General features: G+C 40.8%; 23 protein-coding genes and 1 pseudogene. 15 read left to right on the forward strand and 9 right to left on the reverse strand.

Features of this window, described 5'->3' with window-relative positions:
- Positions 1-91 precede the first annotated feature (91 nt).
- Positions 92-760 (forward strand): response regulator transcription factor, encoded by a 669-nt coding sequence (locus CJ483_RS15935; protein ID WP_120036125.1) that lies wholly within the window; start codon positions 92-94, stop codon positions 758-760.
- A 100-nt stretch (positions 761-860) separates the two neighbouring features.
- The gene (locus CJ483_RS15940) at positions 861-1274 is read left to right on the forward strand and encodes a universal stress protein (RefSeq protein ID WP_120036126.1); all 414 of its coding nucleotides are present in this window, start codon (positions 861-863) and stop codon (positions 1272-1274) included.
- Here the strand turns inward: CJ483_RS15940 and CJ483_RS15945 are convergent.
- Positions 1271-4015, reverse strand: a complete 2745-nt coding sequence (locus CJ483_RS15945) for a response regulator (protein ID WP_182917079.1) — start codon at positions 4013-4015, stop codon at positions 1271-1273. The genes CJ483_RS15940 and CJ483_RS15945 overlap by 4 nt on opposite strands.
- 201 nt (positions 4016-4216) lie before the next feature.
- Here CJ483_RS15945 and CJ483_RS15950 point away from each other — a divergent pair, with 201 nt between their 5' ends.
- Both CJ483_RS15950 and CJ483_RS15955 read left to right on the forward strand, forming a co-directional pair.
- Positions 4217-4651, forward strand: a complete 435-nt coding sequence (locus CJ483_RS15950) for a universal stress protein (RefSeq protein WP_120036128.1) — start codon at positions 4217-4219, stop codon at positions 4649-4651.
- Positions 4652-4776: 125 nt separating this feature from the next.
- The gene (locus CJ483_RS15955) at positions 4777-5220 is read left to right on the forward strand and encodes a universal stress protein (protein WP_120036129.1); all 444 of its coding nucleotides are present in this window, start codon (positions 4777-4779) and stop codon (positions 5218-5220) included.
- 163 nt (positions 5221-5383) lie between these two features.
- On the opposite strand, the pseudogene CJ483_RS15960 reads toward CJ483_RS15955, so the two are convergent.
- Positions 5384-5855 (reverse strand): annotated as a pseudogene (locus CJ483_RS15960) (GNAT family N-acetyltransferase).
- A 458-nt stretch (positions 5856-6313) separates the two neighbouring features.
- On the opposite strand from CJ483_RS15960, the gene CJ483_RS24590 reads away from it, so the two are divergent.
- The 3 genes from CJ483_RS24590 to CJ483_RS24595 all read left to right on the forward strand — a co-directional run bounded on the left by CJ483_RS24590 (position 6314) and on the right by CJ483_RS24595 (position 7771).
- Complete coding sequence (locus tag CJ483_RS24590; RefSeq protein WP_182917080.1) at positions 6314-6475, forward strand: hypothetical protein; 162 nt, start codon at positions 6314-6316, stop codon at positions 6473-6475.
- 187 nt (positions 6476-6662) lie between these two features.
- On the forward strand, positions 6663-7565 hold the full coding sequence (locus tag CJ483_RS15965) for a DUF2935 domain-containing protein (RefSeq protein WP_120036130.1): 903 nt from the start codon (positions 6663-6665) through the stop codon (positions 7563-7565).
- Positions 7566-7594: 29 nt separating this feature from the next.
- Complete coding sequence (locus CJ483_RS24595; protein ID WP_182917081.1) at positions 7595-7771, forward strand: hypothetical protein; 177 nt, start codon at positions 7595-7597, stop codon at positions 7769-7771.
- A 53-nt stretch (positions 7772-7824) separates the two neighbouring features.
- Here the strand turns inward: CJ483_RS24595 and CJ483_RS15970 are convergent, their stop codons facing one another.
- Positions 7825-8523 carry a hypothetical protein gene (locus tag CJ483_RS15970; protein WP_120036131.1) on the reverse strand — a complete coding sequence of 233 codons (699 nt, stop codon included), beginning with the start codon at positions 8521-8523 and terminating at the stop codon, positions 7825-7827.
- Between the two features lie 191 nt (positions 8524-8714).
- Between CJ483_RS15970 and CJ483_RS15975 the strand changes: the two genes are divergently transcribed.
- The 3 genes from CJ483_RS15975 to CJ483_RS15985 all read left to right on the forward strand — a co-directional run bounded on the left by CJ483_RS15975 (position 8715) and on the right by CJ483_RS15985 (position 10782).
- Entirely contained in the window at positions 8715-9503 is a 789-nt protein-coding gene (locus CJ483_RS15975; RefSeq protein ID WP_120036132.1) for a PhzF family phenazine biosynthesis protein, read from the forward strand.
- A 192-nt stretch (positions 9504-9695) separates the two neighbouring features.
- Positions 9696-10244 (forward strand): flavodoxin family protein, encoded by a 549-nt coding sequence (locus tag CJ483_RS15980; RefSeq protein ID WP_120036133.1) that lies wholly within the window; start codon positions 9696-9698, stop codon positions 10242-10244.
- Positions 10245-10359: 115 nt separating this feature from the next.
- On the forward strand, positions 10360-10782 hold the full coding sequence (locus tag CJ483_RS15985; protein WP_120036134.1) for a YugN family protein: 423 nt from the start codon (positions 10360-10362) through the stop codon (positions 10780-10782).
- 86 nt (positions 10783-10868) lie between these two features.
- Here the strand turns inward: CJ483_RS15985 and CJ483_RS15990 are convergent, their stop codons facing one another.
- Together CJ483_RS15990 and CJ483_RS15995 are read right to left on the reverse strand one after the other, a co-directional pair.
- The gene (locus CJ483_RS15990; RefSeq protein ID WP_120036135.1) at positions 10869-11456 is read right to left on the reverse strand and encodes a hypothetical protein; all 588 of its coding nucleotides are present in this window, start codon (positions 11454-11456) and stop codon (positions 10869-10871) included.
- Positions 11457-11649: 193 nt separating this feature from the next.
- On the reverse strand, positions 11650-11934 hold the full coding sequence (locus CJ483_RS15995; RefSeq protein WP_259455685.1) for an NUDIX domain-containing protein: 285 nt from the start codon (positions 11932-11934) through the stop codon (positions 11650-11652).
- 633 nt (positions 11935-12567) lie between these two features.
- On the opposite strand from CJ483_RS15995, the gene CJ483_RS16000 reads away from it, so the two are divergent.
- The 3 genes from CJ483_RS16000 (at position 12568) to CJ483_RS16010 (ending at position 16392) form a co-directional block, all read left to right on the forward strand.
- Positions 12568-13047, forward strand: a complete 480-nt coding sequence (locus CJ483_RS16000; RefSeq protein ID WP_120036136.1) for a hypothetical protein — start codon at positions 12568-12570, stop codon at positions 13045-13047.
- Positions 13048-13351: 304 nt separating this feature from the next.
- On the forward strand, positions 13352-15007 hold the full coding sequence (locus CJ483_RS16005; RefSeq protein WP_120036137.1) for an amidohydrolase: 1656 nt from the start codon (positions 13352-13354) through the stop codon (positions 15005-15007).
- 119 nt (positions 15008-15126) lie between these two features.
- The gene (locus CJ483_RS16010) at positions 15127-16392 is read left to right on the forward strand and encodes an MFS transporter (protein ID WP_120036138.1); all 1266 of its coding nucleotides are present in this window, start codon (positions 15127-15129) and stop codon (positions 16390-16392) included.
- A gap of 66 nt (positions 16393-16458) precedes the next feature.
- Here CJ483_RS16010 and CJ483_RS16015 read toward each other — a convergent pair whose 3' ends face one another.
- From CJ483_RS16015 to CJ483_RS16025, 3 genes are all read right to left on the reverse strand, one after another.
- Positions 16459-17340, reverse strand: a complete 882-nt coding sequence (locus CJ483_RS16015; RefSeq protein ID WP_120036139.1) for a DMT family transporter — start codon at positions 17338-17340, stop codon at positions 16459-16461.
- Between the two features lie 77 nt (positions 17341-17417).
- Positions 17418-18605 (reverse strand): PucR family transcriptional regulator, encoded by a 1188-nt coding sequence (locus CJ483_RS16020; protein WP_120036140.1) that lies wholly within the window; start codon positions 18603-18605, stop codon positions 17418-17420.
- 122 nt (positions 18606-18727) lie between these two features.
- Entirely contained in the window at positions 18728-19507 is a 780-nt protein-coding gene (locus CJ483_RS16025) for a sulfite exporter TauE/SafE family protein (protein ID WP_120036141.1), read from the reverse strand.
- A gap of 68 nt (positions 19508-19575) precedes the next feature.
- Between CJ483_RS16025 and CJ483_RS24600 the strand changes: the two genes are divergently transcribed.
- Positions 19576-19737 carry a hypothetical protein gene (locus CJ483_RS24600; RefSeq protein WP_182917082.1) on the forward strand — a complete coding sequence of 54 codons (162 nt, stop codon included), beginning with the start codon at positions 19576-19578 and terminating at the stop codon, positions 19735-19737.
- 7 nt (positions 19738-19744) lie between these two features.
- Here the strand turns inward: CJ483_RS24600 and ccsB are convergent, their stop codons facing one another.
- Positions 19745-20938 (reverse strand): c-type cytochrome biogenesis protein CcsB, encoded by a 1194-nt coding sequence (ccsB, locus tag CJ483_RS16030; protein WP_120036142.1) that lies wholly within the window; start codon positions 20936-20938, stop codon positions 19745-19747.
- 373 nt (positions 20939-21311) lie between these two features.
- On the opposite strand from ccsB, the gene CJ483_RS16035 reads away from it, so the two are divergent.
- Positions 21312-22613, forward strand: a complete 1302-nt coding sequence (locus CJ483_RS16035) for an MFS transporter (protein ID WP_120036143.1) — start codon at positions 21312-21314, stop codon at positions 22611-22613.
- Positions 22614-22656: the final 43 nt, after the last annotated feature.

Here is a 22656-nt window from a genome sequence, read left to right on the forward strand (position 1 = left end):
ATTACAGTTAACCGGATTTGGCTCGTCACCTTTGCTGGTAAATGATAGAATACAAGTGACAGAGGTTTAGAGGCAGGGGAGGTAAAGTGTGATGCAGGTTATTCGCACCTTGATTGTAGATGATCATGCTATCGTTAGAATGGGTGTAAAAATGCTTCTCGGAAAGCAGGGAAATATTGAAGTGGTGGGTGAAGCGGCTGATGGGCAAGAAGCTGTTGAGAAGGCGTTGTCTCTAAAGCCGGACCTCGTTATTATGGATCTCAGCATGCCTCCTGGCAAAAATGGTTTAGAAGCCACACGAGAATTAAAACAATCCCTTCCTGAAACCCAGGTTTTAATACTTACCATGCATGATGATGAGGATTATTTGTTTCAGGTGCTGCAAGCAGGCGCTTCAGGCTATATTTTGAAAAATGCACTTGATTCAGAATTGCTTACCGCCGTTAATGCCGTATGGGAAGGGCAAGCTTACTTGCATCCCTCTGCAGCTAAATCATTAGTGGAAGATTTTTTGAAACGAGTGAACTGCGGGGAAGATCTTTATACTTATAAATTGTTAAGCAACCGGGAAGAGGAAATACTCGTATTCATTGCAAAAGGCTACAGCAATAAAGAAATCGCTGAGATCTTATATATTAGTGTAAAAACGGTGGAGACTCATAAAAGCCGGATAATGGATAAGCTTGGCCTTCAAAAAAGACATGAACTAGTTGCCTATGCAATGAAAAAGGGGATGCTCAGTCTTGATCATCCCTTATAAACTATATAACGAACCAGAGAATATCAGGGAAAGCCCTGATATTTTTTTGTGTTTTCTGCCTTTATAATAAATAAAAAGTTATGAAAGGAAAGGATGAAGTATGGATAACAATATATTGGTCTATGCAGATAATGCCGAGCATGCACTAGAAGCTGTTAAGCGTGTTGTAAAGTGCGAGTCCGGCCCTTCCACAGCAACCATTACTTTTCTTTATATCCTTCCTGTTTCCGATCATCTGCAGGAAGTTTTTCAGGAGGGAGTGAAGCTTGCGGAGAAGCTTCATCACTACTCAGAATTTTTTCAGGAAGCAGGCAACTATCTCAACGAATTACAAATAAACCACAAGAAAATGGTTCGAATGGGGAACCCTTCTCAAGAAATCGCTTTAATCACCCAGTCGGATTGCTATGATTTGTTGGTTATTGCAAAGACTGCAAGTGAAGAGAGTGTAAAGTTAATTACACAAAAAGCAAAATGTCCTGTTTTCACTTTAAAGAACAACCATGAGCATTAATATTTTAACTGCTGTATAAAGTTTTGTAAGTGTCTGAAATGTTGCACGAGCTGGTTATAAGTGGATAAAGCTGTATCCCAATTTTCTGCTTTGGCCGCTTGTTCTATACCTTTGCTCAATTGGGTGAATTGCTCTGCATAAATGATAGCTGCAGAGCCTTTTAAATTATGCGCAGTTTTTACAGCCAAATCTTCTGAACGTTCCACAATCGATTGATGAAGGCGCTCCATTAAATCTGGAGTTGCTGATAAAAACATCTCCAGAAGCTCCTTTACCATGCTGCTGTCTCCGTAGCTTTTCTCCAGCCGATGGATAGCAATAGGGGCACTTTCCTGACCCTTACTAAGTACATCCACTTTTGTCTCCGGGAGAGGCGACTCGCTTTTCGGCATCCAATGCTCAAGGACTTCACGCAGCTTCTCAAGTTTGACCGGCTTGCTTAAATAATCGTCCATGCCTGCCTTCAAATATTTTTCTCTATCGCTTTTCATAGCATTGGCGGTCATGGCGACGATTGGTATTCGTTTCTCTAATGGGGGACTGTTTCGGATTGCTTTTGTCGCTTCTATTCCATCCATTATGGGCATCTGAATATCCATTAAAATTAAAGCGTAGTCATGTGTAGTTATTTTTTTAACCGCTTCTTGCCCGTTAGTGACGACATCCGCCGTATACCCTAATTTTTCCAATTGAAATAAGGCCACCTTGCGATTCATCGGGTTGTCTTCTACTAGAAGAATTGGATGGTTCCTATTTATTCTTTCATGCTGACCGGTCATGCTATTCGTTTTCCTTTCCTCATTTGTGCCTTTTTTTGGTAGAGGATGGGCTAGGCTGACTATACAATCGAAGAGCTGTGATTGTTTCACTGGCTTTGAAAGGCATGCGTCATACTCAGAGACAATTAAATCGTTGTTTTGTTCATTAAAATCATTAATTAAAATGAGATGAAGCTTTGACAAATAGGGAGTTTGCTTAACGATTTGGATAAACGTAGCAGGGTTCATTCCGAGATTCTCCAGATGAACGATAACGAGGTGATAAGGCTGTCCGTTAACAGCTTCTCTTTGCAGCTCTGCCAGTGCATCGATGCCATTATCAACACTTTTGTTCATCATTCCCCATGAGCTAACATACTTTTGCAAAATCTCACATTCCTCTGGATGATCATCTACAATTAATAGGCGCAGATGCTCCAAGGGCATATCAACCATGCGCTGTTCCATTTGCTTAGATGACTCCTCGATCGAAAACGGCAGGTTAAACCAAAAAGTTGATCCGTTTTCTTTCTCGCTTTCTACACCTATCTCTCCGTCCATCAGTTCTACTAGCCGTTTTGATATGGCCAGTCCAAGGCCAGTCCCGCCGAATTTGCGAGTGGTCGAACCGTCTGACTGGACAAAAGGTTGAAACAAGCCATCCTGTTCTTCATCTGAAAGGCCAATTCCTGTGTCAATAATGGCAAAATGGATAACGGCTTTCCCGTCCTTGACTTCCTTTAAGATCGCGCGTATAAGGACATTTCCTTTTTCCGTAAATTTAACGGCGTTGTCGGAAAGGTTCAAAAGAACTTGACGCAGCCTCCCGGGATCACCAATAAGCACGTTTGGAATGGAAGGATCTATATAGGTTAGAAGCGATATCTCTTTATGGCGAGCCTTTGGCAATAAGATTTCTGCAATTCCTTCCACTAATGAAGTAGGGGTGAAGGAGACGTGCTCTATCGTCATTTTTCCCGCTTCCATTTTGGAGTAATCAAGAATATCATTAATAATCGTCAAGAGAGCTTGAGACGAATCTCGAATAATGCTGATATATTCCCGTTGCTTATGATTGAGGGGTGTATCCATTAATACATCAACCATTCCAATAATACCGTTCATCGGTGTCCGGATTTCATGACTCATATTTGCAAGAAACTGTGATTTTAACTTCGAAGATTCAAGAGCGTGGTCTCGGGCTAGTGCTAGCGCCTCTTCCATTTTTTTGCGGTCTGTAATATCAATGCCAGATCCGACTACCTCGATGACAAAGTTGCTTTCAAAAATAGGGGAAAGGGAGATGTAAAATACCTTTCCGGCAAACGACCATTCATAGTTTACATTTTCTCCTTGAAAGGCTCGTTCATGATAGCTTTCTAATTCCATAGCTATATGTTTAGGAAAGATGTCAGATGGCGTTTTGTTTAAAGTGTTCATGGTCGTCAAGCCAATTTCTTGAGCGTTTTGTCCTGCCATTAACGTATAAACGATTTTTCTGTTTCTATCTTTTTTCAATTTAAATATTAGATTTTGCAGGTTTTTTACCGTGTGCTCAAAATTATCTCTGAGTGCTTTTTCCAAAGCTGCTTCTGTTTTTTTCCTTTCTGTAATGTCTTTTACAATACCTACAAAATGCATATCTTCCTCAATGAAAAACTGTGTAACAGCTAAATCCATCGGGAAAGTGGTCCCATCTTTGCGCTTTCCGGTTACTTCACGCCCAATTCCGATAATTTTGGCGTCACCGGTTTCCATGTAGTTGTCGATATACGTATCATGTTGGCTTTTATAAGGCTCGGGCATTAATGTATTTACTGTTTTTCCAATAATCTCCCCAGAAGAATAGCCAAATATCTTTTCTGCAGCTGGGTTGAATGATTCTATAAGTCCTTGCCGGTTGATCGTAATAATTCCGTCTATTACATGATCAATGACCAATTGGGCAATTTGTTCCCATCCATGCTCCTGTTTAGGATTCATTGTGTTCTCCTTTTCGTTAGCAAGCGTTCTTTTTCGTTTCATTTTACAAAAAAATAATGGGCCATTCCATAAATCTGTGTTTAGAAATCAGGAAATAAAGGGAAATTTCATCGTAACTAAGGGAATGCCCTGATACCCGAAAGGTGTTCTTTTTTATATGATGGAATGAAGAACAATAAGAAGATAATGGAGGAGATATATATGACAAAGTACGAGAATATTCTCGTCGCTGTGGATGGCTCGAAGGGAGCACAGCGGGCGTTCGCAAAAGCATTAGATATGGCAGTTAACCAGAAAGCCCGCTTAACGATTGTGCATGTAGTAGATGCTACAGTTTTCCTTCCGGTAGAGCAATACAAAGATATCATTACAGCAGGGTCAGAGGAATACGGCCGGGAGCTGCTTGACCGCTGTGAAAAGAAAGCAAAAGAATTTGGTGTAGAGAACGTTAGGACGGCTCTTGAATTTGGTTCTCCCAAAGGACAGATTCCCGGGGTGGTGGCGACAAAATATGAAGCGGATCTGATTGTCGTAGGCGCGACTGGCTTAAATGCACTAGAGCGCTTCTTATTAGGAAGTGTATCGGAGGCAGTTATTCGCTATGCCCCATGTGATGTTTTAATCGCGAGAGAGTAATCATAAAAAGAAGCGTTAGATAAGCAAGTATTGATGCAGAATCAGGGAATATCCCGATACCTGAAAAACATTCTATCCTCTATTATAAGAACTGAGAAAACAACATTTTTATGGGGGAGATACTTATGGAAAAGTACCAAAACATTCTCGTCGCTGTGGATGGATCAGAGGAAGCAAAGCGGGCATTAACAAAAGCAGCAGGCATGGCAGCCGAAAATAATGCCCACTTAATTATTGTTCACGTAGCGGACCTTAGATATCTTACTAGATTGGAATTGTATGAGCGTTCTATCGTGTCTGAGGCAGAAAAACATGGTCGTGAGATGCTTGATAACTATAAAGAAGAAGCAAAAAAATTTGGCGCAGAGAATATTAGCACAGTCCTTGAGTTTGGCTCTCCTAGAATGGAAATTCCAAAAAACATTGCAGCCAAATATGAAGCAGATTTGATTGTTGTAGGGGCAACGGGTTTAAATGCGGTAGAAAGATTATTAATCGGAAGTGTATCAGAAGCGATTATCCGTCATGCTACCTGTGATGTCCTGATTGCAAGGACAAGAAATAACTAGAGAAAAAGAACCTATTTGAAGTAAACGAGCAGTGAATAAATGGTCGTCCCCTCTCACTTCCAGTGTTTGCAGGCATTACACTGGAAGTGAGAGGGGATTTTGCTGTACCTAGAAAAATAGGAAAAGCTCAAACGTATTTCCTCACTTGAGAAGGAGCGCTTGATTAAACTAAATGTCTCACAAATAAAACCCTGTCTCGATGCAGTCCGTCATAGTTAGAGTAAACTGAAACGCCATCGATTTTTTTATCGCCTTCTTCAATAGCAAAGCCCATCTTGGCATGATAGGCAATCGAAGCCTTATTGACAAGGGAGGTTACACAGCGGACTACATTTCGGCCATGTTGCATAACGGCAGTAAAAAATGATTATACAAATGCTTTCTAATATCATGCCTTCTGTAATCAGGATGAACTCCACCCAAATGAATATAGGCTTCATTTGGGTGGAATTGAGAAAGGAAGCCTATTAGAAAGCCCACAAGCTTGCCATCCTTTTCTGCCATGAAACTTGTATGTGTAAAATGGTCAAAGAATAATTTTGGTAACATATCAGCCATATTCCTTCCCCCCACCATTCATTGATTAGGGGAGAAATGGTGTAATAATCAGGACCTCTCACTGAACGAATTTTCATTTATCCCTCCAATTGTGTAAGAAACCACATGCATTCCACTTTACCGTAAAGTGGAATGCATGTGGTTTTTTCGTTCTTCAATTAAAGAAAAGATGCTTGTTTCGTTGTTTGTGCACTTAAGAGCATGGAACATGAGGAGGGATTTTCACAGTTAATAAAATAAAGGGGTGAAAATTTGTCCCTCTCAAAAAGTAAAAAACTTTCCTTTTCTGTATAAAACCTTACAATCACAAGGTTCCTTAAGGGGTTAAAGGTTGGCATGAAAATTGCAATCTAATAAAGTGGATAAAAAAACCAATCTGCAGATAAGCTGTGCTTTTTTGAAAGCGATTGCCGGAATGGATAGACGGGTTAACAGCTCACACATAAGGCAGCATGCCTAGCTGTTTTTAGCGGCCATGCAGAAAGCATATGTTTATGAATTGAGCAAAGGTTTCAAAGGAAAAGGGGAGAGAAAAATGAGTCATGAAATTTTAGTAAAGGCAAATGAGATGAGGAATGAGCTAGTAGGCTATCGCAGATACCTTCATCAAAACCCCGAAATTGGATTTGAACTTCCTAACACTGTCGCTTACGTTGAAAAAATATTGACTGATATGGGAATGAAACCAAAAAAGTAGGAAAAGCCGGTCTTGTCGTAACCACCGGCAATGGCAAAACGATTTTGTTACGAGGGGACATGGATGCCCTGCCGATGGAAGAAAACACAGATTTGCCTTTTAAATAATAAATGTTTGGGATGTACATCATAATCTTATCTTCAGCTAAATATGATGAATAGTAAAGTGGAAGTCATGGGGGTGAAATATGCAGAACCAGCCACAGCTGCCTGGCCATGTTAGCGCTGAGCAGTTTAACCAGATGTTGGTCTCTCCTGAATCATTTGCTGCGAAGCCCGAGTCTCTTACTGAACAGATGTTTGTTGAGCGTTCACTGACAGAAAACAGATTTTGGCTCAGGATTATGAAGGAACATGCTTTGTTTTTGGGAGAAGGGTTTAATCGTAAGGATACACAGCTCATACAGCAAACAGACAGGTTTCACTACTATTTTGAACAGCAGGAAAAAAAGGCGCACCAAGTGCCAAACAATGTAGCGCTAGTAAGAAAATTAAATGAGGAAAGCATAGAGCTAGTCCATGGCTTCCGGAACTTCAAAAGAAATTTACTAATCATGATCATAAATTGTAAAGTGAGCGGTTTTAATTTTCCTTTACTTGTTGACCATATTGCAAGGGAAGCCGAGTATTTTATGCGGACGTTAAAAAAGTTTAATAAGGGAATTTTAGAGCCTATTCAGGATGCCATAATTAATGAAAATGTCTTCTGGCTTAGAATCATGATGGAGCATTCCCGCTTTATTTCTTCATTACTGGACCAATCTGAAAGGAACTTAGTTAACACCGCGAGAAAATTTGGAGACGATTTTGAGACACTATTAAATCAAGCAAGAGATGTGGAATCCATGTTGTATCATAAACAGCCAACATACCCAATTATCGGAAGAATGAATAAAGACAGCGAAAATGCTGCTACAGAACTGCGAGCATTCAAGAAAACGGGGCTCGATCTGATTCGCTCTTGCCAGATTCGTAATGTAATCAATCCTTTATTAGCAGACCATGTTTTGCGGGAGGCGGATCATTTCTTGTATATGATTCATGTCCTAGAGGAAAGGCTGAATAAGAAAATGGCGGAGCAGCAGCGCTAACAGTTCTTATCTTTAGAAGAAGTGAGTATATGATGAAGACTGCAAAGGCGGATTTTGTTGATGGATTTATACCAAAACATACTTATGGTTTAGTGGATTACACTTCCGTTGAAGGCGGGCATGTTTATTATTGTAAAGTTGATGGCCAGCGGCACCGTGTGAGAGGCGTCGATCAGCCAAATGCAGGTAATAAAGGTATCAGTTAGCAAGAAGGCCTCCAGGAGCTGATTAAACAGTGGAAGGCCTTTTTGCGCTTTTATTACTTAAAGATAAATCGTCTTTCTCCATGATCATTTTGCAATTCAAATAGTGCCGGATTGCTGACGAAGCGACTCAGAAGTATATAGGCTGCCTCATCCGTTATGTCATCAGGGATTGTAATTCCGCTAAATGAGACCGAAGAAATAGAGGTGTGAAAATCATACTTGAATTCATCATCCCCTGCATACACAAGTGCCAGCTTTCCTTTCCAATCAATTTGGTAAGTTTGATGTTCAGTCTTTGTAAATTTGATTTCATGAAAGGCGGACGCATCGTGACCGAGCAAATAAACATCAAATGCAGTCAGGTCTAGATTGAGCTCTTCTTGTTGCTTCTCGGATAAAAAATCAATTTTAAATTCCATTCCGTCTAATGCGGCCAGATCAAATGGTGCCTGATCGCTTCCTACACGAAAACCTTTATTATCCCAAGCTTCGGATGACAAAGTACAGCTGTGATAGTTATTCCATACAATCTTAGCTTGCCAATCGTCTGCTTCTTCGTGATCCTCTTCTTCTAAATCGTCCTCCGAATCATCCTCATCATAATCCGCTGTTTCTAAATGAAAATCAAAATACAATCCTGCTTTTCCTTCTAAGGCCTCTTCTTCTTCATATTTGAAATGAGCCCGCCATTCAAATCGGGCTATTCGATGCCCATTTGGCCAAGGGTTATCTACAAAATAAATCCGATCCATCGTTATACACTCCTTATTTTGCATTTTCACTGTTTCAGGCAGCTTCCCTTCTTTCTAATTACAGTGGAGATTCCAATAATGTAAATGTATTCAAATTTCATTGTATAATAGAAAGATCAGTAGAAACATCCTAATTTATTACTCGCTTTCTGTGAAGACTTTGAGAATTAATATATTTAGGGGGACTGTATATGAAAAATCAGTTCTATTTGATCAATGCTTTTACTAAAGAAGCGTTTAAAGGAAATCCTGCAGCCATCGTTTTCTTGAGAGAAGAGCGAGCGGAACAATGGATGAAATTACTTGCGAAAGAGTTAAATCAGCCAATCACCACTTTTATTACAAAAGGGGACAGTGATACCTATCAACTTAGATGGTTCACACCGGCTAAAGAAATTGATTTGTGCGGGCACGGGACATTAGGAGCCGCGCACATTCTGTGGAGCGAGGGCTTTTCTTCTCCGGACGAGGTTATTACGTTTGACACAAAGTCGGGTCTCCTGCAAACAGAGCGATTAGAGCAACAAATTAGTTTAAGGTTTCCTATAAAAGAATCCGCTTATGTAGAGGCAATCGCTCAATTACAGCGGACTATTAATTTTCCTATAAAAGAAGCTGCCTGGGCAGAAGATCGTTATATTTTAGAGCTGGAAAGTCAAGACATGGTTCACAACACCATACCTAATATAGAAGCGGTGAAAGAGTTAGAAGGATCAGGCCTCATCATTACTAGCCGAGGAGCAGATACATACGATTTTGTATCAAGGTATTTTGCCCCTAAGATAGGAATCGATGAAGATTATGTGACTGGTTCTGCCCATTGTGCCTTGGCATCCTATTGGCGCAGCCGCCTAAACCAAGAGAAATTTATTGCCTATCAAGACTCAAAGCGCGGGGGCGAAATAACGCTGACAATCCAAGGAGACACAGTGGAATTGAGTGGAGACTGCATTACGATGATTAAAGGACAGTTATCGTAAGAGAAAACTGGCAAACTCATTTAACTGATGTTCTTTACACATGATGAGCCATATAGTATAGACCTAAATCGGCTGTGTTCGTTTATGATGCATACGAACACAACCAATTTCAGTGTAAGATTTCTCATGAGAAATACTACGTAGTTGATAGACGTTAAAGAAGAGAAGGCAATACAGAAAGGAATGAAATCAATGAATATTACAACATTTATAGGCAGTTCTAGAAAAGAAAGCAATAGTGAACGTCTTGCAGATTTAGTAACGAAAGATATCAAACATCAAAAAATTTATCTAAAGGATTTATTTATTCAACCGATTCACGATTTGCGTCACGCGGAGGGCGGCTTTCAATCAGTAGAAGATGATTATGACATCATCATCAACGCTTTCTTAGAAAGTGACATCGTTATCTTTTCTACGCCTATCTACTGGTACACTATGTCGGGGATCATGAAAAATATGGTTGATCGGCTCAGTCAGGCCATCCGGGATGAACGGTTTCCGCAGTTCACTGAACATTTACAATCTGTAGAAGCCATCGTTCTAGCTGTCGGCGGCGATGAACCAAAAATTAAAGGACTGCCTCTTATCCAGCAATTCCAATATACGTTTGATTTCTTAAATATGCATTTTTCTACCTATATTTTAGGAGAAGGCAACCGGCCGGGTGATATCTTACAAGATCAGCAAGCACTAATACAAGCAGAACTATTAAATAAACGATTAAAGGAGTTAAGCTAGGGAAAGCGAAACCTTCTACGCTTCATAGGAGCAATTATCTCTCCTCCATTCATGCAGTTTTGAAACATTTCTATGCGGGTAAATGGAAATCAATAACAGCAGAGGAGAGATCAAAATGATTAAACTTGAAACGGAATTGGAAGGAAAGAGGGCATTATACGGAGAAGTATGTAGCTTATTCGAACATCATGGGCTCGTCATTGGCGGGAACTGGGAATTTGATCACGGAATGTTTGATACGACCTTGTATAGTGATGGGGGAGAATCGATTTACTTGCGCCTGCCATTCGATGTAGAGTCGGGCATGCTGGATGAAGATGATGCCTTGCTCGTCTTCAAAACACCTTTTGTCATTAAGCATATCGCCAATATTGGCTTAGATGATGATGAAAGCCCGGCGCTTGCATCCACCGGGTTGGATCAATTCCAAAGTCCGGATGACAAGGATGCGCCAATACATCGGAAAACGAATTGGGCCCTAGAAGGAGAGCAAAAGATTGCTCAAATAATCGATGAAATTCAATTTAGCCAAATTTAATAGGAGAAGCATCTTTAACTGTTCATAGCAGTTTGCTTGAGCTGGCTTTTATAGGCCGGCTTTTTGATTTCTCTGAGCTCGCCCAATTAACCCTGCAGTCCAGGTTGATAGAGAAGCCCCTTTTTTTCTATTTGTTTGGTTAATTCTTCAGCAAAGGGGAGATGGGGATGAATCGTATACCGGACCGGATTTGGGGTTAATCCCATTGTTTCCTGCAAAGGAAGTAATCTCAGCCAGCCCTCAAGCTGTAATGCTCTTGCGATGATAAGATCAAAGTGATCTGCGATGTCAGGAGAGCAGCCGTTTACTTCTATGAAGTGCTGCATCAAGTCATCCCATTGCTCCTGTGTCGAAACTAATTGAGTTCTCATAATGTGCTGAAATGAGTGGCACTTTCTGCAAATAAGTTGGATATCTATGAGATGGCACACCTTATTTGCAAAATCGTATTCTTCTATCTCGTGAAGATGAAGGTGCCTCATTTCCTTCCCAGCCGCAGGGACCCATCCACAAATCGAGCATTTTTTTCCTTGCTGCTCCAATACTGCCGGGCGCAATTTTTTCCTCCAAAGGTGGTCTGTGACCGTCTTTCTGACCGTATTTCCGTGAAACATTGGAGGTTTAGCTGAAGGAAGCAGCTTAAAGTTCGTTAGGTCCCATTCTTCTGTCCTCATAAAATCATCTTCCTTTCTGTAAAAGTCAAACATTCAATCAAGTGGTTGAATGGGAAACATTTAAATAAATCTTCTTACTCTATGACTGTTACTCTGCCATCTTTATATTCGAATAAATAATCGCCTTCTTCGGCTAATAGAACAGGCAAATACTGATTGATCATTTCAGCAATCCCTAAATTGTCAGGGTTCATTATCCAATCGATGTGTTTCCAATCGAGAATGCCTTCTCTTGTTTTTTTATTGGTTCATTTCCTAATGCGGGATCCACTTCAAATAAGTACACGTATAATCCATCTTTTTTTCGATCACTCGTATCCCAGGTAATAATCCCTTTTGAATAATATTGATTTACTTTGAAGCTAGTCTCCTCAAACACCTCGCGAATGGCACCCTCATCCTCTGTTTCACCCGCTTCATATTTACCGCCAACACCGTTCCACACGCCCATGATAGGCGGCTTTTTGCGGTTTAACATTAAGATCCTATCATGACTTTTAAAAAACAAACATTGTATTTAAACACGTAATCAGTCCTCTGCTTACATTCATTTTTATCGTCTAATTATAGAATACTGTCTAAATTAAATGATCACCAGTATCAAATAGTTTATAGTAATTTTGTGGAGAGGCTGGACGATATTTACAAATTTCAATAATAATAAAGAAAGAACAAGCCCGAAAAAGCTTTATTGCTTTCTTAAATAATGGGCTCTGTTAAAGAGGCATGCTGTTTTTTTCAATTGCCGATTGTAACGGAAAGGGTCCGCTTGCAGTGAAAATCATTGTAAGTATGAAGCTGAATAATGCCAAAGAAGAAGCAAGGAAGCAGAATGATATTTAAAAGCTAATTTTAGCGAGCACTTTAGAATTTACGATACTTTGTACGATAATATGGGCAACTTTAGATTTGAATATGCGGCTAAGGTGAAGGAGGAGGAAGGTGGGACACCAGTCTTACTTTGTGTACTTTAGAGGTCTAGACTGCAATAGCCAAGGAGCCTTTATCCTATTGGCTGCCTGCCATATTCGCTGTTAGCGGGTTCGTTCAGCTCTTATATATATGATTGAACTTAAAAAATCCATTCTTTTGGAGAGAACAGGGGGAAGAAATGAGAGTTTGTATAGAGAGTTTCGAAGGTTCGTATCCTTTTTATGTTGACGAAGTATTATCTGTTTTTGGTGAGGAAGTTAAAGACTTTAATTGGGTTTTTACTGATATTGAAGGCTACATTTTTCATGAAGAGAAGGAGGTTACATTACCAGAGCTTGAAGGGGATCTCGTAGTGTTAACAGGAAGTGAACTCTATTCTATTATTCAAGAATATAACATTCTATTAATATTCGGAGTCATTACCTGTGTTAGCCTTGATTTTAATATAGATGAAGTGAATGAATTTCCTTCTATTAACGATAACAGTTACTATTGGAGCAGAAATTACAAGTCTCCGCTTAAAGAAGCAAGAATTGAATTTGGTTTTTTTGATACGACCGTTGTCATTGTAACTACTGATGAGGCAGATTTAGTTGGAAAACTCAAGAGAAGTTTCCCGGCAATGTGTACTTTTGATGCCTTTTTAGAGAAGAGTTAGAAGGAGTTGGTAAGATATATTTTATTGAAAGCCAATAAAAAATACTATATGCCAATCCATTCTTTTGGCGTTCTCATTTTCTCTGCCATTCATTAAGATTCCCGATAATAGTTATGAGGTAGTCAGATAAATTTACGGTAAAAATTTATTGAATATTCAAAATTTAGACGTTAAAATTTTAATAACTTAAATGTATTGAAAATTCATCAAGCAGGATCAAATAACTAGGAGGGAAAGCTTGTTGGCCGTGTCTGTAGAGTCTGCCGTAAAATATTCAAATCCATATAAGAAATGAGGATGACAAATGAGCAAAGTCGATCTTTTATTTAAAAACGCCAATGTACTAACATTAGACAGCAAAAATCATCGGGCTGGCTCCGTCGCAGTATCAGAAGGCAGGATTGTTGGCATTTGGAAAGAGAAGGAACCTTCAAAAAGTGAATTGGAAATAACAGCCCAAACAGATGTGGTGGATTTAAGAGGAGCCACGCTTATTCCGGGATTTATCGACACCCATAATCATATTTTGGCATACGGACAAATGAAAAACCAGTTGAACTGTGGCACGCCGCCTAACCGGACAATAAACGATATAGTGGAGATTATTCGAGAGAAAGCCAAAGAAATACCGGCCGGAGAATGGATTCAAGGATATGGCTATGACGACACTCTTCTTCTGGAAAAGCGTCATATTACTAGAAAGGATTTAGATCAAGCGGCTCCTCATCATCCTGTTTACATTACACACACCTCCGGGCACCTGGCTGCAGTCAACTCACTGGCTTTGCAAATAGGTGGTTTAACGGACACGATTTCTGATCCACAAGGCGGACACTATGGACGAGATGAGAAAGGCCGCTTGAATGGAGTGCTGTATGAATCAGCTGCCATGCAGCCAGTTATGAATCAGATGCCTAAACTGACTGTAGATGATATGGTCAATGCATTAGGCGAAGCGGCAAAGGACTATGTAGCACAAGGAATTACAACGAATTCAGATGCAGCCATCTTCGGAAAGGATGATTTTGAAGCTCATTTAAAGGCGGCAGAAAAAGGGGTAAACCCTATGCGCACGCAATTGCTGATTATGCATCACCTTCTTCGTAAAGGAGGCATGTTCGAGGGGTATTCGGCTGCTGAACTGGACAGAGAAATTAGGGAGCGCTCTGGCGGTATGGCCAGACTTGATAGTGCGAAATTGTTTCAGGATGGCTCTATTCAGGGGTTGACGGGAGCTTTGCGACAGCCATATTATCAGAATCCTGATGTTACTGGTGGTTTGATTCATCCACAGGAAGCCTTTAATGAAGAAGTGGCCGATCTTCATCAGCGCGGCTTTCGGATTGCGACCCACGGAAATGGGGACCGCGCTATTGGTTCGATAGTAGAGGCATATGAATATGCTTTATCTAAGCATCCTCGCGGCGATCATCGGCACCGCATTGAACATGTCCAGACCGCTACATCAGAGGATTTAGCAAAAATGAGGGAGCTTGGGATAGCTGGTTCGTTTTTCATTAACCATGTCTATTATTGGGGAGACCGCCATGAAAAAATTTTTTTAGGACCAGAGCGAGCAAGGCGTATCAGTCCGTTAGCGGAAGCTATTAAGTTCAACTTGTTGTTTACGCTTCATTCTGATTGCCCGATTACGCCTATTTCACCGTTATTTTCTGTGTGGGCAGCAGTGAACCGTTTGAAAAAGGACGGCAGCATTCTCGGACCTGAGCAACGCATTGATGTCATCGCAGCGTTAAAAGCCATGACTATTTACGGAGCCCAGCTAAACTTTGCTGAAAGCGTTTTAGGAAGTATTGAGATTGGAAAGCAGGCTGATTTTGCTGTGCTGGAGGCAGACCCTACAGCAATCCACCCAGAGGAAATTAAAGACGTTTCCATCCTCGCTACTTATATTGCCGGACAACCAGTTTATGGACATGAAGCGATAAAAACTTCCTAAACCGGCTATTAAAAGGCTGATGGCTCAAAAAATTGATTCTCATGGCAAGATAGGGACTAAGGGCAATTTACAGTATGCTGAAGCTATTTACGGACCAATAAACTTTAGGGGGAATCCATTTGAACGGATCCACATATGGTCTTAATCCAAAAATGATCATATTTTTGCTATTTATGGGTAATTTGATCTCTGGTCTGGATCGCTTTCTTATTAATTATGGAATTGTACACATCTCCAAGGATTTGCAATTGAACGCTTCTTCAACAGGATTGATATTAAGTATTTTCTTCTTGGGATATGCGATTATGCAGCTTCCCGGTGGATGGTTAGCTGATCGATTTGGTGCTAAATTAATACTTTTCCTTTCCATCGTTGGTTTTTCCCTGTTCACTGGCTTGACAGGATTAGCTTGGTCGCTTGCTTCGCTCATTGCCATTCGCTTTATTTTTGGCTTGGCAGAAGGCAGTTTTTTCCCTGCAGGGGCAAAATTAATTTCTTCCACCATTCCTCAAGAGCAAAGATCCCGGGCGATGTCTTTTTATCTTTCCGCACTGACGATTGCAGGTGTTGCCGCGCCTTTATTAGCTACAACGATGCTTCTTCAAATTGGCTGGCGGATGATGTTCGTGGTCATTGGGGTGTGCGGCTCTTTAATCGGCTTGTTGTATTGGTATTACTTAAAGCCGAAAAGAGAGCGTCCGCACCAGGAGAGCTCACCATCAATGGATGAACAAGCCGAGCCTCCGGTAAAAGGTGTATTTAAAGTGTTGTTGAAAAATCCTATTGTATGGAGCTTAATGATAGCCTCTTTTGCCTACGGTTTTATTAGCTGGGGAACTGCCTCGTGGGTGCCGACTTATTTGGTAAATGAACGAGGGCTTAATTTGCGGGCTTTAGGTATCTTACAAATGATTCCTGCTGTCACGGGATTTGGTTTCTTTCTTCTAGCTGGTTATGTACTGGATAGAGTCAAGTCTGGCAATGAAAAATGGTTTGGAGCTGCTGCTGGAATAGGAATTGCAGTGATGGTGCATTTAATGTTCAATGCCCAGACGATTACAGGGTTAGTGATCTATCAATCGATATTGCCTATGTTCGCGGGGGTGCTATCAGTTGTTATTTTTAGCTTGCCGATCAAGCGCCTGCCGGAGGCGGTGGGTGGATCAGCTGTCGGAATGATTAACCTTGGTATGCAGGTAGCCGGTTTTGTTGCTCCGATATCAATCGGCTTTATGATTGATCTTTTTAACGGTTCCTATGACGGAGTCGTCTGGCTGCTCGTTGTCTTTGGCATTGTTTGTTGTTTAGCTTTCCTTACACTTACTCCGGATAAGGAAAATAGGGTGGAAGAGAATATTGAAACAAAAATTCCAATAAGCAGATAAAAAAGGAGGAGAGTTGTTGGAAACAACTCTCCTCCTTTTATACTTTATAAGCTACCTCATTTGTCGCTAACGCACGTTCTTTACAACGTGTTTTTTAGGGAAGGCTGGTTTTACCTCAGCAATTAAGATCGCTGTCATAATTAGTACAGCTCCTATTACCATCCGTGCCGTTAATACTTCATGTAAAATTAAAACAGATAACAGCATACCGAAAAATGACTCTGTCGATAGGATAATGGCTGCCTTTGTAGCTGTGGCATACTGATGGGCAATATTTTGAAAAAGATAGGCAATCGCTGTTGAAAAAACCGCTAAATATCCAATTGAGTATAGCGCTTCTTTTTCAATGGTTGTTGGTATGTCGCCTCGAATGAAGACAACAACTATGCTAATCAGCGTAGCTGTGATGAATTGCATCATTGTCAGTGAAATGGCATCCTCTTTTTGAACAAAAAGATTCGTATAAAAAATATCAAAGGCAAAGGCAAAGGCGCACACAAGCGACAATGTATCACCTATATTGATCGTCATGGAACCTTGCAATGATAAAAAACCGATCCCTACAAGAGCCATGATTGAGCCGGCTACCTCATATCGATCAAGCTTGCGCTTGTAAATGAGATAAGCAATAAGCGGTACCACCACAACATTGACGGCTGTTAAAAAGGCATTTTTAGAAGGGGTAGTGTATTGCAAACCGACTGTCTGTAAAGCAAAGGCAATATATAAAATGGTTCCTAAAACGGCTCCTTTCCATAGGACCGATTTAGTGAATTTTTTAAATTTATATCCAAACAGCAGTGCAAGGATGAGTGTAGCTAAAGTAAATCTTCCTGCCATTACTTGATAAGCGTTTAAATATTCGAGTGCCATGGCAGTGACAACAAATCCGCTTCCCCAAATAACTGCTGTAATTAGCAGCATTCCGTCCCCTATATATTGTTTCATCTCTTCTCCTCCTGACTAAAATAAGGATATCATGAGAAGGGATACAATGATTTAAGTGTTTTTCTAAATTTTTAAGTTTATTTTTGGACGGATTCCAATGTTACAGTCTTTTCTTCGATCGTTTGGAGCAGCAAGTATAATGTCACTGCTGAAGATAAATTTTCATAAAAAACGAGATCGTTGCTAACAGGGTCTATTAATTGGCGTATTTTCGCCAGACGGTAACGAATCGTGTTGGGGTGACAGTGATGGACGGCAGATACTTCTTTTACATTCCCTTTTTTTATCACAAAGGTGATCGCCGTATTTAGTAAGTCCCGGTCTGATTCTTTCTCCAGCAGCGCTCCCAAGTACGTTTTTACATAATTGTCCGCGAATTGCCCATCTTTTCGATAAAGCTCAATCAACAGCCGAACAGACGCCAGCTGCTTATAATGGCAAACAGGACGGCTCTCAATTTCGGCAATAATACGGGCATAGTAAGCTTCTTTGACGGCTAGGTGGAGCCCGGTCTGCGTAAGGTGAGCCTGACTGTAACCAATTGTTAATGCATCTGATGGAATCGCATAGAGCCCCATCCATTCCTTTAGTATGTTTTCAAATTGCAGCTGCTTGTTTCTGTCTGTAAAAATGACGAGCACACTTTGTTTGTATGTAGAAACAATGCCCGATTTTAAAAAAGAATCCAGGCGGGAAAAGGCAGACATCCATTCGTCGCTATCCGTCTGTTTCATATGAATATTCGCCGCAAACGCATAGTCGTCGAATGATTTATTTAGTTGCTGTAGAAAGGTCTGTATTTGATCAGCTGCTACCTCCTCTTCAATGAGGCAGCGCATCATATTTTCTAAAAAGAGCGCATGATCACTTTTCTTTATATGGTTCACCACTTCTAGAATGATGTCCTCAAAAAACTCATCTCCGCCGAAGCGCAAAATGGGGAAGTTTTGTTCATTTGCAAAAGCTAGAACATCATCGGGTAGATCTTTAAAAACGACTGGCTTATAGGCTAAGGCACTTACCTTTAAGTCAATCAGTTTTTTCACCGTGTCAATCAAACACCCGGGATTTTGATTAGCAAATAACAAGCTGCTGAGTACGAGGCTATGGGGGTTGAAGATCGTATCCCTTACTTGCTGAATACCTGCAGCAAATTCAAAGTCTAAAATTTCGACAGTCTGAATGACATTGCGCAATGCATTACGGCCGGCTACCACCGAAAAACCCTTTGCCACTGGCAACTGCAAAAAATCCCTTACCATCATTGCCCATCATCCTTTCAAGTAACGTAGGTAACTTAATTATAAAGCATACAAGCGTGATGAAAGGAGACACAAATTAAGCAGAAAGGCTTTAAGTATGTGTATAGTCCCTCATTCTTTCCATATTAAGAAAGCAGGTGAGCGTGCAGATAATCCCAAATGCTTTTGCCGATTAATATAACCGTCATCCCGATAAATAGTACTTTAACATAGGCAGCACCGCTTCTAATGGCTACTCTTGACCCTGCGAGTGCTCCTATGATCATCGCTATGCCCATAGGTATTCCATAAGCGAAATGAACGGAACCAAATAAAATAAATGTAATGAGTGCAGCCAAGTTACTCCCGAAGTTTAATACTTTTGCATTCCCGGCTGCTTCAACAAAATCAAATCCTAAAATTAAAAAAGCAAAGAGAAGGAATGAACCCGTTCCCGCGCCTAGAAACCCATCATAAAACCCAATGATGAATGCCGCAAAAATAATAAATAGCGTCATTCTAAAGGACAGCTTTGTAAAAGTGGATTCCATTCCCCAATCTTTTTTGAACAGCGTATAGATCGTTACTAGAATTAAGAGTATTAAGATGAGTGGTTTTAAAAATTCTGATGGGATAAGCTGAACTATATAAACACCTATTCCAGATCCTATGATCGACAAAGGAAGTAGCTTCAGAACCAATTGCTTCTTGACCTTTCCTGAACGCAAGAAAGAAATGGTGCTTGTTAAGGCGCCCATCGTGGCGGCCAGTTTGTTCGTTCCTAAGGCGATAGACGGGGGAAGCCCGGTAAATAGTAAAGCAGGAATGGAAATGAGCCCGCCGCCTCCGACTACAGAATCAATAAAAGCAGCAGCAAAGCCCGCTACCATTAAAAAAGTTAACAGACCGAAGTGAATCTCTTCCATACAAATCTCCCTCCAATATGCGTATATTTTAACAGAAAGTGGGTTGAGGTGAGAGAGGGGATATCGACTTGTTTTCTGACATGCTAAAGCCTTATCTGCCTTTCGAGATGCGCTTCTTTCACTTTCCTTCATCGAAAGAAGCGATCATGGAATTGATTAATGAATGGTTTATCCAAAAGATTGTGCCGATAAAAAATAACCCCGTCCAATTCATTACTTGGCCGGGGTGAGCTGTCATTATGCGTAAGAATGCAATCCAGAGATGATTAAATTAACAAATACTTGATTGAAAATAATAATTCCAAAGCCTATGATAGCCATCCAGGCCGTCCTTTCACCTTCCCATCCCTTGCCAATTCTCAGGTGAAGCAAAGCAGCATAAAATAAAAAAGTGATAAGTGCCCATACTTCTTTTGGATCCCAGCCCCAAAACCGGCTCCAGGCCATTTGGGCCCAAATCATGGCGAATATCAAGCCGCCAAGAGCAAATAAAGGAAAGCCAATAACCACTGATCTGTAGGTAACCTCATCCATCAAGTCAATATTTACTCTTTGTGAAAAGGGCTTTAACAAAGAAGTGATTTTGCGTTTAGTTGTTAAGCGGATGAGTGCATAAATTAGGGTCCCAGTGAAAAATGACCAAAGAATTGCGTTTAATTTTTTAGCATCTATAAAAACCGGTATTTCAATGAGACCATTTTTATGATTAAGAACTTTTGTGCTATTTGGTGACTCTATAACAACCGATCCTTTAGGAACAGTGATAGCGGGCAACTGGTATTGATAGACCTCCACTTGTTGCTGTTGGTTCTCGAATCGCAAGCTCTTGGTATAATCTGTTACATTAAAGGACGTCGTAATAATGATAAATCCTAAAACGACTGTTAAAAAATACATAATTAATTCTAAAAAAAATGTTTGCTTGCCTTTTCGGTGTGGATCAACAGTTTTCAATAAAAAAATTAATCCTGTAATAAATGATATGGATAAAACGGCACTAGAAAAAGCAACGGTAATGACATGTATCGTTAGCCATTTGCTTTGGAGAGCCGGAATCAGAGGAGAAACTTCTTTTGAAAAAGCATTTGCATAACCAAGGACCAACAAAGATATGGGAAGAACAAAGAGACCTATTACACTCTGGCGGTATATATAATACATGATTAAGAAACTGCCCACCAACATGATTCCAAAGAAAGTCATAAATTCATAAAGGTTGCTTACAGGAGCGTGTCCGGAAGCATACCATCTACTCGCAAAATATACTAGCTGCAAGAGAAATCCAGTTATTGTTAGTAAAAGCCCGATTTGAGAAAAAATCTTCTTTTTTGATTTTACTGATAATCCCCACGGCACAATAGCAACTAAATAGATGAGAAAAGAAATATATAACGCTGTACTGCTTAAATCAATTAATGAATAGGTAGACATTTCAAACCCCCTAAATTTCATGTGGCTGTAGATACTTTTTTGCCATTTGAATTCGCTTTCTTTTATGTATATAGAATCAGTATAGCTTCTTATCTTCCATTTTTGGTAATATGTGTGTGAAAGTTATGTGTCCCAAATAATTGTGATTTCCACTAAAGATTCTGATACTCTAAATATCAAGGATAGCTTAACTACCTGATGCGATCATTAATTAACATATAACTTAAATGAATGAGAAAGGCGAGTCGCAACGATAATTGTTTAATTTTTTTCTAAAATTATTGATGACGGCTCTTTTTAATAGATATCCTGTCAATTGTTCAGGGGGATAAGGCAGACAGAAAAACTTAAACAAAGAAAAGAGGGCGAGGGAATGGAGCATAAAACTGAGGGGGCGGTTACTAGAGTTAATCAGGAGGGTCGATGGGACAGCTATATTGATTTACCCGAGAAGCAGCACCAGCTCTACCGGCGGACGTTAATGATTGTCATTCTTTCACAAATTTTTGGCGGGGCAGGGCTTGCAGCGGGAATCACTGTTGGCGCTCTTCTCGCCCAAAGTATGTTAGGAACAGATAGTTTTGCCGGAGTGCCGACAGCGTTGTTTACTCTTGGCTCTGCTGGTGCCGCTCTGTTTGTAGGCCGGCTTTCTCAGCGATTTGGACGCCGTTTAGGGCTTGGAGCAGGATTCTTAGCGGGCGGCATTGGTGCCATTGGAGTCGTTATATCGGCGGTAACAAGCAATGTTATCCTGCTTTTTATTTCGTTGTTCGTCTATGGAGCCGGGACTGCCACAAACTTGCAAGCGCGCTATGCCGGTACGGATTTAGCCAGTTCTACACAGCGGGCAACAGCGGTGAGTATGGCAATGGTGTCTACGACACTCGGTGCGGTGGCAGGCCCAAATCTGGTTGGTGTTACAGGGCGATTTGCTACATCTATTGGTGTTCCTGCATTATCTGGACCATTTATTCTGGCGGCGGCAGCCTACATTCTTGCCGGTTTGGTGCTTCTTTTCTTGCTGCGCCCCGATCCTTTTGTTGTGGCAAGAGCTATTGAAGAAAGGCGCATAATGAATGAACCTGATATTTCGGCTAAAAAGGCCGCTGTACCTGCTGCCAATAGTCGAGGAGTTATTGTGGGGGCAACAGTCATGGTCTTAACGCAAATAGTGATGGTGGCAATTATGACCATGACGCCAGTCCATATGCGTCACCACGGACATGGATTAAATGAGGTGGGGCTTGTGATTGGTATTCATGTTGGTGCCATGTACCTTCCCTCTCTTGTGACCGGTCTTCTTGTTGATAAGGTTGGACGCATGGCTATGGCGATTGCTTCTGGCATTACTCTGCTTGCAGCTGGAGGATTGGCAGCTCTAGCACCTGCTAATTCAATGTTTCTGTTGATTACTGCACTTGCTTTGCTGGGGCTTGGTTGGAATTTTGGGCTGATTAGCGGGACAGCGCTTATTGTTGATGCTACTCACCCGTCTACACGGGCGAAGACACAAGGGACGGTTGATGTGTTAATCGCTTTATCAGGAGCAGCAGGTGGAGGACTTTCAGGAGTGATTGCTGCTCATTCAAGCTATGCCACTCTTTCGATAACCGGCGGTCTTCTTTCTTTCTTGCTTATCCCAGTTGTTATTTGGTCACGGAGAAGCCGCATTTGAAGAAAGAAAGAAGAGACTGGATACGAATATTGACATTTATAAA

It is taken from the genome of Bacillus sp. PK3_68 (assembly GCF_003600835.1).
GTDB lineage: Bacteria > Bacillota > Bacilli > Bacillales > Domibacillaceae > Pseudobacillus.

Excerpts from the sequence above, each read along its gene's own strand:
- CJ483_RS16015 (WP_120036139.1), bottom strand. The coding sequence starts at position 17,340 with ATGAAACAATATATAGGGGACGGAATGCTGCTAATTACAGCAGTTATT.
- CJ483_RS24590 (WP_182917080.1), top strand. The coding sequence starts at position 6,314 with ATGAGTCATGAAATTTTAGTAAAGGCAAATGAGATGAGGAATGAGCTA.
- CJ483_RS15935 (WP_120036125.1), top strand. The coding sequence starts at position 92 with ATGCAGGTTATTCGCACCTTGATTGTAGATGATCATGCTATCGTTAGA.
- CJ483_RS16025 (WP_120036141.1), bottom strand. The coding sequence starts at position 19,507 with ATGGAAGAGATTCACTTCGGTCTGTTAACTTTTTTAATGGTAGCGGGC.
- CJ483_RS15985 (WP_120036134.1), top strand. The coding sequence starts at position 10,360 with ATGATTAAACTTGAAACGGAATTGGAAGGAAAGAGGGCATTATACGGA.
- CJ483_RS15940 (WP_120036126.1), top strand. The coding sequence starts at position 861 with ATGGATAACAATATATTGGTCTATGCAGATAATGCCGAGCATGCACTA.
- CJ483_RS15980 (WP_120036133.1), top strand. The coding sequence starts at position 9,696 with ATGAATATTACAACATTTATAGGCAGTTCTAGAAAAGAAAGCAATAGT.
- CJ483_RS15945 (WP_182917079.1), bottom strand. The coding sequence starts at position 4,015 with ATGAATCCTAAACAGGAGCATGGATGGGAACAAATTGCCCAATTGGTC.
- CJ483_RS15975 (WP_120036132.1), top strand. The coding sequence starts at position 8,715 with ATGAAAAATCAGTTCTATTTGATCAATGCTTTTACTAAAGAAGCGTTT.
- CJ483_RS24595 (WP_182917081.1), top strand. The coding sequence starts at position 7,595 with ATGATGAAGACTGCAAAGGCGGATTTTGTTGATGGATTTATACCAAAA.
- CJ483_RS15965 (WP_120036130.1), top strand. The coding sequence starts at position 6,663 with ATGCAGAACCAGCCACAGCTGCCTGGCCATGTTAGCGCTGAGCAGTTT.
- CJ483_RS15950 (WP_120036128.1), top strand. The coding sequence starts at position 4,217 with ATGACAAAGTACGAGAATATTCTCGTCGCTGTGGATGGCTCGAAGGGA.
- CJ483_RS16000 (WP_120036136.1), top strand. The coding sequence starts at position 12,568 with ATGAGAGTTTGTATAGAGAGTTTCGAAGGTTCGTATCCTTTTTATGTT.
- CJ483_RS15995 (WP_259455685.1), bottom strand. The coding sequence starts at position 11,934 with ATGTTAAACCGCAAAAAGCCGCCTATCATGGGCGTGTGGAACGGTGTT.
- CJ483_RS16020 (WP_120036140.1), bottom strand. The coding sequence starts at position 18,605 with ATGATGGTAAGGGATTTTTTGCAGTTGCCAGTGGCAAAGGGTTTTTCG.
- CJ483_RS16035 (WP_120036143.1), top strand. The coding sequence starts at position 21,312 with ATGGAGCATAAAACTGAGGGGGCGGTTACTAGAGTTAATCAGGAGGGT.
- CJ483_RS15990 (WP_120036135.1), bottom strand. The coding sequence starts at position 11,456 with ATGAGGACAGAAGAATGGGACCTAACGAACTTTAAGCTGCTTCCTTCA.
- ccsB (WP_120036142.1), bottom strand. The coding sequence starts at position 20,938 with ATGTCTACCTATTCATTAATTGATTTAAGCAGTACAGCGTTATATATT.
- CJ483_RS16005 (WP_120036137.1), top strand. The coding sequence starts at position 13,352 with ATGAGCAAAGTCGATCTTTTATTTAAAAACGCCAATGTACTAACATTA.
- CJ483_RS15970 (WP_120036131.1), bottom strand. The coding sequence starts at position 8,523 with ATGGATCGGATTTATTTTGTAGATAACCCTTGGCCAAATGGGCATCGA.
- CJ483_RS15955 (WP_120036129.1), top strand. The coding sequence starts at position 4,777 with ATGGAAAAGTACCAAAACATTCTCGTCGCTGTGGATGGATCAGAGGAA.